Source organism: Chlorogloeopsis sp. ULAP01 (assembly GCF_030381805.1).
In the GTDB taxonomy this organism is placed as follows: Bacteria; Cyanobacteriota; Cyanobacteriia; order Cyanobacteriales; family Nostocaceae; genus Chlorogloeopsis.
The window spans coordinates 59979-72380 of sequence record NZ_JAUDRH010000015.1; the positions used below are offsets into that span (position 1 = coordinate 59979).

The following is a 12402-nucleotide window of genomic DNA, read 5'->3' on the forward strand; positions in this document are numbered from 1 at the left end:
TGACAAAGTATAAACTATGTTAGAAGCGTTAATTGAGCCTTTACAATACGGCTTTATGCAGCGATCGCTCGTTATTGCCATTTTAGTGGGTTTGTTGTGTGCGGTTGTTGGTAGCTACTTGATGGTACAGCGACTAGCTTTGTTGGGTGATGCAATCAGTCACTCGGTTTTGCCGGGACTTGCGATCGCTTTTCTGTTAGGGGCTAATATCTTTATTGGGGCGTTTATCGCGGGCGTGGTGAGTACCATGTGCATTGCCTTAATCAGAACGCGATCGCCCATCAAAGAAGACGCTGCGATGGGGATAGTTTTTTCTGCATTCTTTGCCCTTGGCATCACATTAATTACCACAATTCAAAAAGAAAATAAAATCGACCTCAATCACTTCTTATTTGGTAACATTCTTGGCGTCACTGTACAAGATGTGCGCGACACTGCCATCATTGCTGCCATAGTCTTAATAGTAGTTTTTTTCTTATATAAAGAATTGTTATTTTATACATTTGATCCTTTAGGGGCGCAAGCAGCAGGTTTACCAGTAAATCGGCTCAACTTAGGACTTATGTTGTTGATTGCATTAACAATTGTCGCTAGTATGAAAGCCGTTGGTGTCATTTTAGTACTATCTCTGTTAATTACACCAGGGGCAACTGCTTATTTGTTAGTTAAACGCCTGCATCAAGTGATGATTTTGGGAGCAATAATAGGAGTAATTTCTAGTATTAGCGGTATGTATATCAGCTATTTTTATAATTTACCCTCTGGGCCAGCAATTGTGTTAGTAGTATCAGGGCTATTTGTATTGGCATTACTCTTTAGTCCTCAACATGGTGTTTTAAGAATTAAGCAGCTACAGGGAATGAAGGAGTAAAGGGTGATTGGAGATAAGCTTGAAGACTAACAATGATTACTGAATAGACATAACTTGATAAAGTAATCTAAAAAAGCAGTTTCATAATCAAAACAATGAACGCAAATAGTCCTAAAATTCTCGCCCTGGATTTTGATGGTGTAATTTGCGACGGACTAATTGAATATTTTGAGGTGGCATGGCGTACCTATTGCCAAGTTTGGTTACCGACTAATGAAACACCACCAGATGTTTTAGCTTCTAAATTTTATCGGCTTAGACCTGTAATTGAAACAGGCTGGGAAATGCCTGTTTTAATCAGAGCTTTGTTAGAAGAAATAGTAGAAGAAAAAATTCTTCAAGAATGGGGAAGTATTGTTAAAGAAATCTTATTAAAAGAAAATCTGAATTTTAAAGAAATTGGTACGAAATTAGATAAGTTACGAGATGAGTGGATAGCTACAGATTTAGATGGATGGTTGAGTCTGCATAAATTTTATCCAGGTGTAATTGAGAAAATAAAAGCAACTAATGCTAGTTCAACTAAGCTATATATTATTACTACAAAAGAAGGACGTTTCGTACAAAAGCTGTTACAACAAGAAGATGTTTATCTAACATCAGAAGTAATTTTTGGCAAAGAAGTGAAGCGTCCTAAGTACGAAATATTACGAGAATTAATTAAATTGCATAACATTACAGCAGATGCAGTGTGGTTTGTAGAAGATAGACTAAAAACATTACAAGTAGTAGACAAACAAATAGACTTGCAACAGGTGAAACTATTCCTTGCAGATTGGGGTTACAATACTCCATCAGAAAAGGTAACAGCCCAAAACGATCCGCGCATCCAGCTACTATCACTTTCGGAGTTTGCTAAAGATTTTTCAGAATGGATAGTGGTTAGTGGTTAGTGGTGAACAAGTAACTACCTATTACTACCTACTGACTACTCAATTATACAGACGCGATTAATCGCGTCTGTACTAACTACTGTAAGGGCGGGTTTTAACAACAATCTCTCTAGGATGACGAAATATCTAAATAAACCCGCCCCTGCAAATGACTAATGACTAATGACTAATAACTAAATTCTATGCTTGACCTTAACAAACTCGCCCGCCAAATGCAGGGTTTGAGCCAACATCTGACGCTAGAAGCTGCTGCTAGTCGCCAACGTTTAGAATTAGCCCAACAATATCTCTGCAAAGCTTATGATTCTCAAGCGGAATTAGTACAGCAACAGGAAAAATGGCGCGATCGCATTCTCTTTGCCAATGCCACCCCCCTCGAACCACTTAATACCTGCATTGATATTCCCGTTCCTCCTAAAGTTCATACTGTCATCGCTACCGACGGTTCTCAAATTGCTCCCAACCACCACGAAATCGCCTATTGCTACCTCCTCAATATTGGCAGAGTCGTCTTACACTATGGACAAAATAAACACCCGCTTCTAGATAGTTTGCCAGAGGTATTTTATCGTCCAGAGGATTTATACGTTTCTCGTCAATGGGGAATCAGAACTGAAGAGTGGATGAGTTATCGCCGTACTGCTAGTGAAGCAATGGTGTTGGCAGAACTAGCCTGTAGTGTAGTAGAGGACACGGAGACACGGGGACACGGAGACACGGAGAATCAAGAGGACAAAGGGACACAGGGACACGGAGACACGGGGAATGAAGAGAACAAGGGGACAAGGGAAGATAATACCCTAACTTCCCCATCTTCCCTATCTTCCCCATCTCCAAACACCCCATCCCGAATCCCTACCCTCGCAATGGTGGATGGTTCGTTAATTTACTGGTTTTTAGAACAATTACCCTTTGATGCACGCGATCGCATCTTACCCCCTATCCTCGAAGCTTGGCGGCAAATGCGTGATGCTCAAATTCCCCTCATGGGCTATCTGAGTGCTTCTCGCAATATAGAAGGAATAAACTTTTTACGTCTTTTAGCCTGTACCCATCCCGCACCCGACTGCATGAGTTTTTGTCCAAATCAACTGGATAAGGTTCCTTGCAAGGTATTTGAACCACTCCGGGATTCTACCCTTTGGGCAACACAACTTAAACCGGGGCAACGTAGCCCTCTGTGGCGTAGTAATGCCCGTATTCTCGACTTATATCAAGGAGAACAGGTTTACTTTTGTTATGTTCACGTTGGTGCAGAAATTGCCCGAATCGAAGTGCCTGCTTGGGTAGCTGAAAACAAACCTTTATTTGACGAATCACTAGGATTGATGTTGGCACAAGTACAAAAAGGATACGGTTATCCAGTGGCTATAGCCGAAGCGCATAATCAGGCAGTGGTGCGTGGTGGAGATAGAACACGTTTCTTTGCTCTTTTAGAAAGACAGATGATTAAAGCTGGTTTAAGGAATGTGGGAACTTCTTTCAAAGAAGCACGCAAGCGAGGGAGTATTGCATAAAACTCAAAACTTCCACAATTAGTTGAAGGCAAAGCTACATATACGTTATGTATGCGACAATCTCGGTTGAGTCAAAAATATGAGACTCAGGTATTGAGATCCCCAACTTTTTTTAACAAGTCGGGGATCTACAATCTCTCATAATTTGCGTGACAGACTACTACAGTTAATGAACTATATTCAGGTAGTTAGCCATTAGCTTTTTAGCAGTCTTTTTTAAAATTTTAGGTACGCTTTGATACTACTTTTGTAAGTTACCTATGTGTAAACCGCATTCTTTGGCTGTGGATTCTTCCCACCACCAGCGCCCTTCACGCTCGTGCTGGTTGGGTAATACAGGTCTTGTGCAGGGTTCGCAACCAATGCTGATAAAACCGCGTTCGTGTAATTTATTGTAAGGCACATCTAAAGCACGTATATATTCCCACACCTGTGCAGAAGACCAATTTGCTAAAGGATTGAACTTAATTAATTGATGGTCTTCGGTAGAGAAAGCGGTGTCAACTTCAATTACAGGGATATAATTACGGGTACTGGGGCTTTGGTCTTTGCGTTGACCTGTGATCCAGGCATCAAGGGTATTAAGTTTGCGGCGCAGGGGCTTTACTTTCCGTATACCACAGCATTCTTTGTGACCATCCTGATAAAAGCTAAATAATCCCTTTTCTTCTACTAGGGCTTGTACTTCTGCTGCATCCGGGAACATTACTTCTAATTTAATACCATAATGTTCTCTTACTTTATCCAAAAACTGATAGGTTTCTGAATGCAAGCGTCCAGTATCAAGGGTAAAAACGCGGAAGTTATTGGTAATTTTTGATGCCATATCAATGAGGACAACATCCTCTGCACCACTAAAGGAAATCGAGATATTGTTAAAGGTTTCCAGGGCAAATTTGAGAATTTCTCGTGGTGTTTTTTGATTATATTCTGCTTCTAAGGCGGCAATATTTAAATTATTTTGGGCGACTACCATGTTTGAATGTTCTCCTCTTGCTCACCCTGAATTTTACCAATTTAAGATGCTTTCGTGTGATTGCTCTTGGGGCGGCTCTTCTGGAGCGTTACCAAATTTTGTAGGTGGGTTATGGGTTAGATATCTCTAGCAAGATTTGCTTGTGAGCAATTGGGTTTTTTGGAAGTAGATGGCGATCGCGTTTTTAATTGCTCTGATAGGGTTTCACCCAAGGTAAGCCTCTTGTTGGGATACTGCTCAAGAAAAGTTGCTTGAAATCGTCCAAAATATATGAGGATAACAAACTCAAAACTCCAATAATTGTGCTTGTCAACACGAGCTTTATAGGAATACCTACTAAGAGGAAAACCAATGTTAACAATGCCAAAAATCCAGTACCTAGCTGACAATATGTTCGCGCTTTTTCGATAAACAGCACAGAATTACGGCAATGGGAACAAAGCTTTGTATGTCTGTGCCATCTGTCATATAGCTGTTCATTATTCAAGTCTTTTGCACTGCTTTCTAGAGAAACTGCCCAACCAGGGCTACCTCCAGCAAATTCATCTAGCCATTTTCTGAAAGTAACAATACCGATATCAGCAGGGGAAGGCATAAAGTATGCCTTTTGCCATTTTTTGTGTAATGATGACTCAATACTCTCTTGAGAGTGCATCACTGTTAAATCTTGGTCACTCAGCTTGTATGTAGATAAATGTTGTAACCCGATGCGGAGATATTTTGGCAGAATCTCCAATAAAAAGTTTTTTGGAGCCGCAGCGCCATCAGAAATAAACTTGCCAATATATCTACAGTAACCCGGTTGCGTGGGAACAAAGTACAACTGAAATAGAGTAATTTTCCCATTCGGATAACGATATATTGTTGTGTTAGCACAAGGCGGAGTAAACTTCCGTGTGGCGTCCATATCTTTGTTGAGGAGATTGTAGCCTGAGTGCTTAAGGGTAAAACCTTCTTCGGCAGACATTTCTCCCATAACTGCAAAATTTTGGATTGGCACTGTTGTTTTGGGAGAAAAGTAGCCAATTCCTTCGTGCAGAAATTGAGCATGAGATGGATCAAAGGTGCTTTCAACAGATACTGTATAGCCAACGGGAACTTCTGTCATGTGCCATGCTCCAGAAGATGTGTCCAATTCGCATTCTGGGATGGTAGCCGGATGCTTTAAGATACAATCCTCAAAGGCTGTTGTACTATCATCTGGCCAAACCCAAAGAAGTTCTTGAGCAATTTGTGTGGGATAGGTAGTAACGTGGGATTTTAAACTATGGCAAGCAGTTTCTTCTGCGCTACCAGTTAACATCGGAATTCTGGTGCATTCACCTTCTGTGTTAAAACACCATCCGTGGTGTCTGCACATTAAGTTGCCATCTTCATTGATACTTCCCAGAGATAGCTGTGCTAGTTTGTGAGGACAAAAATCATCCATTACTACCCACTTTTGATTTTTATCTCTCCAAATCACCAGTTTTTTGCCCAAAAGTGTGACAGAATTTGGAGAATCAGGATCTAGATAGCTTAATGGGCTAATTGGATACCACTGTTTAGTCCATGAAAATTGAGTTTCCATAAAAAATTTACTCAATTGTTGGTCACAAACGCTTTTTGTGCATTTTAATTTTTAGCTTAATACTAAATCGCGTTCAGAGATAAAGTAATGAACCACTGAGGCGCGGGGAACGCAGAGAGAAGAAAAAGAGAAATTTACCTGTATGAATGCAATTTGCGTATCAGGCGATCGCATATTGCAAAAGAACCCAGTTTTTTGAAGAACCGAGTTCTTAAAATTTTATTGTAATTGTCTAATTCAGGTTCTAGCTATCAAAACTGTCAATTTCAAATTCACAAGCTCTAGAAACCTGTTCTGCTGTAAATGGTTCAAAACTAACTAAAGGTAACATTGAAGGATTGTTTATCAATTCTTTTGCCAGTAATAATCCAGTAATTGTCCAGGTTTGATATTTTCTGGCTTGTTTGCCAATTAGTCGTCCCTTCTTACCATCGTAATACTCTGGCCATTCATCATCTCTAAGGCGTGCTTGGGCAATTTCAATAGCCTTTTCTGCCAGGCACATTCTGTTAGTTTTTACAGCAGCAGCAGCCAACATCCACATCAAGACAGGCCAATTACCGCCATTATGATACGACCAAGGTATATTTTTGGGATCGCAGCCGGTAATCATTCTATATTCTTCGTTTTCCAATGCTGGGAAAACGATTTTCATTGGCATATCTCCAACTAGGTCTTGCCAGCGTTTTTCAATTAAATTCATAATAGCTTGTGATTGCTCTTCGCTTGCAAGATCTGAAATAATTGCCATTAAATTTCCTAGTGCAAAAAAGCGGGTATCTAGCTGTGATGGGCCAACATTTCCTGCTAAATAACCACCTGTTTTTGGCAGCCACCTATCTAATTCATAATAGGGAAGTGAGTCTACGTAGATGTTGAACTGGTTTACTGCTCCCTTGCCATATTCTTCACCTTTATACCGATAAATAGCATTGAGGCGAGCTAAATCTATCCAATAATGTTTGCGAATGTGAGCGCGCAGAACTGGTAAGCGATTATCAATAGCGTTAACAATATCTTGATTACCATTACAAATTAAAAGGTCACGAGCAGCACGTAATGCTGCATAAAAGAGAGATTGAATTTCTAACGGATGCCCATAAATTCCTAAACGACGGTCAATCATACAGGCACCATCTGGAACTAGCAAAGTGGGATACATATCAAAACGTGTCGCCAAGCATAGCTCCATAATTAACCTGATACCGTATTGAAAATCAGGTTGATATGCTAACGAGTAATCTTTGGTGGCGGCAACATAAGCTTTTAATAAAATCATCCACCACAAACAAGAATCTACTGGTGTGACTCTGGCGATCGCGTGTTCACCAAAGTCAGCTTCTAAATATTCTTCACCATTATGAGAAACTGCTTTGAAGCTAGCTGGTATCATGCCTCGACCTGGTTTGTAGGCATCTAACTGATCCTCTTTAGGCTGTAACTTTAAAGTTTCTTCGAGAAAGTTACGAACAATATCTGTTCTGCCTTTGATCAGAAATAGTATGCCAGAAGAAACAAAATCTCTAATAAAGCATTGATCGTAATTGAGCGCGTCTACTGTTCCATCAAGAGCAGCTACTGTTCCAACAGGACGCCCTTGATAGTACATAATTGTTTTTTCTAGTGCTTCCCATGCTTCATTTTCTAGAGATTTAATTGTAACCAAGTCTTCTAGTTGCATTGCCAGAACCGCTCCCTATAAGTTTAGATTTAGATTTTTTGGTAGACGCATAATGCTTTATTGATCCCACTTTTATCATCATAACAATCCCATCTTTATGAATGATAATTGTGGGAATAATTAGCATAAATTGAATTGAAACAAATGCCTATTTAAACAGGCTGATTGACATTTAATTACTTGTATTTAGTCTTTATACAGTGAATGAAATTTAGTATTTCTCCACCATATTCAGTTAGATAATTGCTGATTTTAGTCAGAGCAAATCTATCTAGCAATCATGAGTTGCTATGCTTAAGAGTCCATGAGTTTACTTGACAATACAAAAACATATCTCGTTACGATTGAAGTTTTTGTGTCAATACAAGACTCGTTTAAGTAATTTTACTTGAATTTTAGATGGATAGCTGAGGCTGTAGATGAAATGAACTGAACCTCATAATAAAAAATTATAACGAATTTTCACATTACGCAACATAGACTTAAAAAATTATCTTTTGTTCCTTTTGATAAAAAGTATTTTATACTGCTCGATTTTGCTTAGTTACTTAATGAAAGTATCTATGGGCAACGTTTCCAAGTGATGCTATCCAAAATCATAAAATAATCAAGTAATTTTTAAAACATTAAAATAATTATTAAATGACGTCAAAGAATAGTAACTATGCAAGATCGGGATTGAGACGCTTTGTAAAGCGGCACATTAACACTCTCAGGCTGAAAGCCTGGACGGCAGTTGCTACAACGGGGGCTTTGGCCCCCACGGAGGAGGCAGCGCCGTGGGCGGGTTTCCCGACTTGTAGACGCCTGTCAGGGCGTATACGGCTAAACAAACCAAGCCTGCAAAGGCAGGCTAATAATAGGATCTTTCTATCGGAATAGTGTATATTCAAGGCGATCGCACAATATACAAATTATTAAGAGCGATCGTGTTTGGGAAAGGGAAATTTGCCTAGTTGGTTGATGTGATTGGAGAGTGCATTAGTACTATTATCTGGCTTTGCTGAAAAGATTTTGAAAAACGAACCACATAGACGCGGTAGGCGCGTTCGCCGTCAGGCGTTGCGTTAGCTAGCGACTTCCGTTCAGCGTTGGGCGTAGACGCAAAGCGGCTTCTTGCAGAGTAGCCCTTCCCGCAGTCTTTGCTGTTCCCGTTCCCTCGTAGAGGGTTCCCGCAGGGTAGGGTAGGTACGGCTTCCTGCAGGATAGAACACAAAGAGAGGCTTAAGTGGTTTCTACCTTGCCTAAACCAAAGTCTTACAATAGTCCTCTGAAATCTTCACGGCTGATTTGACAATCACGGAGTATCTGTGTTAATAGACCTGAACCAATTGTTTCACCTGAATGTACTGGTATAACAGTTCGACGACCATCACTGTGCATTCAAAAATGATGACTACCAAGCACTCTGAGTACTTCAAAGCCTGCTTTTTTAAGGGCAGCAATTAATTCTCGCCCAGTTAAACTCGGTAATTTGCTCATACCTCAACCGAAACTCTCTGTACGCCAACAAATTCGAGTTTTTCGGTTTGGTCTTCCTCTACTTCTAAACATAGCTCGATAGCTTCTCTGATGCGTTCCATAAGTTCATCTAAGGACTTTGCTTGAGTATGGCATCCAGGAAGACTAGGCACAGAAGCAACAAAGTAGCCCTCAGAATCACGTTCTATGATGACGTTGAATTCTTTGCTCATTTTGAGATTGCTATTTTGTAAAAATATGTAACTTGAGAGTAGCTGAGTTTAGCTGTCTAAGTTTGTACCAAGTAACTCTAATGCGCATCAAGCATAATTTGCTTGCATCAGTACTTTTTCTTCTATCTGCTCGAAAACGGTCATTGCACTATTAATATTAGTTTCACTCACTATGCTGGGAAGCTTATTCTTAGACCCTAGCAGATTTGATTTGACTCTTTAAGGCTTTAGCCTCAGAAATTTTGTTGTCAAAGGCTATTAAATTAACCTTAAGGCTATCTACCAAGGAGGTTTGCTCATCCAGATCAAGCTTTAAAGTCTTGGCATTTTCGGCAAAAAAATTTTTTGTTCTAGCGCTTGCCTTGCCAGATGATCGTAGTTCTTTTGCACTGCTAATCTGGCACGTTTCTGCCACTTATTTACCTCGGCTTGTACTTGTTCGTACTGTTGCTGGGTTCTTTTTTGACGCACCATTACAGGAATGAGAGATTGACGCAACTGGAGTAACTCTTCCTGCATATCCTCAATAGCAAGGTCTAGTAATTTTTCTAGATTAATGTCAATTTCATTTGGAACATAATTTTGAATAGCTTGAATTATTAGGCTTATACGGTACAACTGTTTTTCCATCGCTTTATATTTTCTTGTGCTAGTTAGAAATTTAATAGTGAGAATTACTACTATCAGTCTATGAAACGTAAACTTGTATCGCCTCGTAAAAAGCAATGAAATATTCCTTGACGATACTTAAATTTTGTATAAAGCCCGGCCTTAAGCTATCTTATTTTTTTAGTTAACAAAATGCTCTTAATATGACTTCTACGCTTCCTCACAAAAAAGCCAAAGCCCTCAAACCTAATAGCCGTCGTCCTGCCAAGGAACTATGTAGTGAATGCGGTCTATGCGATACATACTATATTCACTATGTCAAGGAAGCTTGCGCTTTTATTAATCAACAGATAGATGATCTTGAAGAACAAACCCATACTCGCTCCCGCAATTTGGATAACCCTGATGAACTCTATTTTGGTGTTCATCAAGAGATGATGGCGGCACGGAAAACTGAACCAATTCCTGGTGCTCAGTGGACGGGTATTGTTAGCACGATCGCGATTGAAATGCTAAATCGCGGCATGGTAGAAGGTGTTGTCTGTGTCCAAAATACTAAGGAAGATCGCTTTCAACCGATGCCGATTATTGCTCGTACTCCAGAAGAAATACTGGCAGCACGGGTAAATAAACCAACGCTTTCCCCGAATCTTTCCGTATTGGAACAGGTGGAAAAATCAGGGATGAAGCGGCTGTTGGTGATTGGTGTTGGCTGCCAAATTCAGGCGTTGCGTGCCGTGGAAAAAAAACTGGGTTTAGAAAAGCTCTACGTTTTGGGTACGCCTTGTGTAGACAATGTGAATCGGGCTGGGCTAAAAAAATTCCTAGAAACCACAAGCAAATCTCCCAATACAGTTGTGTATTACGAGTTTATGCAAGATTTTCGGGTTCACTTTAAGCACGAGGATGGATCAACAGAGACTGTGCCTTTCTTTGGCTTGAAGACAAACCAGCTTAAGGATGTGTTTGCCCCTTCGTGCATGAGTTGCTTTGATTACGTAAATTCTTTGGCTGATTTGGTTGTGGGTTATATGGGTGCGCCTTTTGGCTGGCAGTGGATTTTGGTTAGAAACGAACGCGGAAAAGAAATGCTGGAATTGGTAAAAGATCAGATCGAAACTCAGCCAGTGATGTCCAAAGGCGATCGCAAAGCTGCGGTGCAACAAAGTATACCAGCTTACGACAAAGGTGTAACTCTGCCGATGTGGGCAGCAAAACTCATGGGGGTGGTAATTGAAAAAATCGGCCCCAAAGGTTTAGAATATGCTCGTTTCTCGATTGATTCTCACTTCACCCGCAATTACTTGTATGTGAAGCGGAATCATCCACAGAAGTTAGAAGAGCATGTGCCAGAGTTTGCCAAGCGGATAGTTGGGCAGTACAAATTGCCTGAGTGATACAAAATTATCCAAAATTGAGTTGTGTAAAGGGGTTGTATCCATACTGAATGCAACCCTTAAATTGTCCTGTACGCCAAGCAAAATCCATTAGCCACCTACCCAAACTTTTTTTGTCACGTACTTTGAGTAGAAGGTGTAACGGAAGTACTACTGCTGCTTTGACAAAAGTTTTCCATGTGATTAGTCTAGGCATACCTTTTGGTAAATGCTTTCTATACAACAATGGTTCTTGACAACCCATGTTCCAGCTGCGCAGATACATTCCTTTTAAAGTGTGACGAAATCGGAAATATATCAAAGCTTCTGGAATATAGTGTAGTTTTGTTCCTGATTGCTGTATTCTCCAACAATAATCAACATCTTCAATGCCTAGAATTGATTCATCAAAACCACCGATCGCTTCATGAATAGAACGCTTGACTCCAAGATTATTGGCACCCGCAAATGGTAAATAACCTGCGGCTTCGTGTAGTCCAGTTTCTTGGATGCCAAAGCATTCAAATACCCAAGGTTCGTTGAGTTTTTTATAATCCTTTTGCCCAGCAACAAAGTCATACTTTTTGAGTGCTTCTCCCATCGCTGCTACCCAACTAGGAGCAATGATATCGTCTGCATCACAAAATGCTAATGCCTTTCCTTTAGCAATACTTACACCCACATTACGCGCGTGTGCTGCTCCTCTTTTTTTGGAAGCATCAACCAATCTCAGATTAGGTATCTTATTCTGAAATTTTTCTATACTTGCAATTGTTTCATCAGTAGAACCATTATCTGCAAAAATAATTTCCCAGGGTTCAGACCATTTTTGTTGAGCCAGTGCTTCTAATTGCATGACAATTGTATCGCCTGCGTTATAACAGGCTATAATTACGCTCAAATTCATACCAGTTGACTTCCTTAGAGAAAAACTACTTAATCACGCAAATTACGAACAAATAAAAATTTTATGATGAGGAAACTTGGTAGCAAACTGTTATTGTTTACTACTAAAATTAGTAAATTGTCGGCAAATTTTTAAATTATCTCATCAGATTTAGCTGCAAAAAATCCACATACTTCTAGCCACTAGTAAATTTATTTAGTGATAGAAAATATGATTGCAGAATTTGCAACAAGGTGAGGCAGTAATCGTCTTGTTTAGATAGTTAATTGATAAAAGTGAAAATCAATTCAGAACTTGATGAAATAGTA

General features: G+C 39.9%; 12 protein-coding genes. 4 read left to right on the forward strand and 8 right to left on the reverse strand.

Going from position 1 to position 12402, the window contains the following annotated elements:
• Positions 1 to 16: 16 nt before the first annotated feature.
• The 3 genes from QUB80_RS26225 to QUB80_RS26235 all read left to right on the forward strand — a co-directional run bounded on the left by QUB80_RS26225 (position 17) and on the right by QUB80_RS26235 (position 3281).
• Positions 17 to 871, forward strand: coding sequence for a metal ABC transporter permease (locus QUB80_RS26225; RefSeq protein WP_289792419.1), 855 nt, complete (start codon positions 17 to 19; stop codon positions 869 to 871).
• 95 nt (positions 872 to 966) lie between these two features.
• Complete coding sequence (locus QUB80_RS26230) at positions 967 to 1764, forward strand: HAD family hydrolase (RefSeq protein ID WP_289792420.1); 798 nt, start codon at positions 967 to 969, stop codon at positions 1762 to 1764.
• Positions 1765 to 1946: 182 nt separating this feature from the next.
• On the forward strand, positions 1947 to 3281 hold the full coding sequence (locus QUB80_RS26235; protein WP_289792421.1) for a DNA double-strand break repair nuclease NurA: 1335 nt from the start codon (positions 1947 to 1949) through the stop codon (positions 3279 to 3281).
• Between the two features lie 241 nt (positions 3282 to 3522).
• On the opposite strand, the gene QUB80_RS26240 is transcribed toward QUB80_RS26235, so the two are convergent.
• The 7 genes from QUB80_RS26240 to QUB80_RS26260 all read right to left on the reverse strand — a co-directional run bounded on the left by QUB80_RS26240 (position 3523) and on the right by QUB80_RS26260 (position 9832).
• Positions 3523 to 4257: a phosphoadenylyl-sulfate reductase gene (locus QUB80_RS26240; protein ID WP_289792422.1), complete on the reverse strand. Its 735-nt coding sequence runs from the start codon at positions 4255 to 4257 to the stop codon at positions 3523 to 3525.
• 184 nt (positions 4258 to 4441) lie between these two features.
• Positions 4442 to 5827: an aromatic ring-hydroxylating dioxygenase subunit alpha gene (locus tag QUB80_RS26245; RefSeq protein WP_289792423.1), complete on the reverse strand. Its 1386-nt coding sequence runs from the start codon at positions 5825 to 5827 to the stop codon at positions 4442 to 4444.
• Positions 5828 to 6071: 244 nt separating this feature from the next.
• Positions 6072 to 7508 (reverse strand): glycoside hydrolase 100 family protein, encoded by a 1437-nt coding sequence (locus QUB80_RS26250; RefSeq protein WP_289792424.1) that lies wholly within the window; start codon positions 7506 to 7508, stop codon positions 6072 to 6074.
• Positions 7509 to 8765: 1257 nt separating this feature from the next.
• Entirely contained in the window at positions 8766 to 8891 is a 126-nt protein-coding gene (locus QUB80_RS35320; RefSeq protein WP_502875331.1) for a type II toxin-antitoxin system HicA family toxin, read from the reverse strand.
• Positions 8892 to 8990 (reverse strand): type II toxin-antitoxin system HicA family toxin, encoded by a 99-nt coding sequence (locus QUB80_RS35325; RefSeq protein ID WP_502875332.1) that lies wholly within the window; start codon positions 8988 to 8990, stop codon positions 8892 to 8894.
• Positions 8987 to 9202: a type II toxin-antitoxin system HicB family antitoxin gene (locus QUB80_RS26255; RefSeq protein WP_289792425.1), complete on the reverse strand. Its 216-nt coding sequence runs from the start codon at positions 9200 to 9202 to the stop codon at positions 8987 to 8989. Before QUB80_RS26255 ends, QUB80_RS35325 begins: the two co-directional genes overlap by 4 nt.
• Positions 9203 to 9514: 312 nt before the next feature.
• On the reverse strand, positions 9515 to 9832 hold the full coding sequence (locus QUB80_RS26260; RefSeq protein WP_289792426.1) for a PspA/IM30 family protein: 318 nt from the start codon (positions 9830 to 9832) through the stop codon (positions 9515 to 9517).
• A 182-nt stretch (positions 9833 to 10014) separates the two neighbouring features.
• On the opposite strand from QUB80_RS26260, the gene QUB80_RS26265 reads away from it, so the two are divergent.
• Positions 10015 to 11208 (forward strand): Coenzyme F420 hydrogenase/dehydrogenase, beta subunit C-terminal domain, encoded by a 1194-nt coding sequence (locus QUB80_RS26265; RefSeq protein WP_289792427.1) that lies wholly within the window; start codon positions 10015 to 10017, stop codon positions 11206 to 11208.
• Positions 11209 to 11215: 7 nt separating this feature from the next.
• On the opposite strand, the gene QUB80_RS26270 is transcribed toward QUB80_RS26265, so the two are convergent.
• The gene (locus QUB80_RS26270) at positions 11216 to 12094 is read right to left on the reverse strand and encodes a glycosyltransferase family 2 protein (protein ID WP_289792428.1); all 879 of its coding nucleotides are present in this window, start codon (positions 12092 to 12094) and stop codon (positions 11216 to 11218) included.
• Between the last annotated feature and the right edge of the window lie 308 nt (positions 12095 to 12402).

Bases quoted from the DNA above. Each gene is read 5' to 3' on its own strand.
- QUB80_RS35325 (WP_502875332.1), bottom strand. From the start codon at position 8,990: ATGAGCAAATTACCGAGTTTAACTGGGCGAGAATTAATTGCTGCCCTT.
- QUB80_RS26230 (WP_289792420.1), top strand. From the start codon at position 967: ATGAACGCAAATAGTCCTAAAATTCTCGCCCTGGATTTTGATGGTGTA.
- QUB80_RS26260 (WP_289792426.1), bottom strand. From the start codon at position 9,832: ATGGAAAAACAGTTGTACCGTATAAGCCTAATAATTCAAGCTATTCAA.
- QUB80_RS26225 (WP_289792419.1), top strand. From the start codon at position 17: ATGTTAGAAGCGTTAATTGAGCCTTTACAATACGGCTTTATGCAGCGA.
- QUB80_RS26265 (WP_289792427.1), top strand. From the start codon at position 10,015: ATGACTTCTACGCTTCCTCACAAAAAAGCCAAAGCCCTCAAACCTAAT.
- QUB80_RS26270 (WP_289792428.1), bottom strand. From the start codon at position 12,094: ATGAATTTGAGCGTAATTATAGCCTGTTATAACGCAGGCGATACAATT.
- QUB80_RS35320 (WP_502875331.1), bottom strand. From the start codon at position 8,891: ATGCACAGTGATGGTCGTCGAACTGTTATACCAGTACATTCAGGTGAA.
- QUB80_RS26245 (WP_289792423.1), bottom strand. From the start codon at position 5,827: ATGGAAACTCAATTTTCATGGACTAAACAGTGGTATCCAATTAGCCCA.
- QUB80_RS26235 (WP_289792421.1), top strand. From the start codon at position 1,947: ATGCTTGACCTTAACAAACTCGCCCGCCAAATGCAGGGTTTGAGCCAA.
- QUB80_RS26250 (WP_289792424.1), bottom strand. From the start codon at position 7,508: ATGCAACTAGAAGACTTGGTTACAATTAAATCTCTAGAAAATGAAGCA.
- QUB80_RS26240 (WP_289792422.1), bottom strand. From the start codon at position 4,257: ATGGTAGTCGCCCAAAATAATTTAAATATTGCCGCCTTAGAAGCAGAA.
- QUB80_RS26255 (WP_289792425.1), bottom strand. From the start codon at position 9,202: ATGAGCAAAGAATTCAACGTCATCATAGAACGTGATTCTGAGGGCTAC.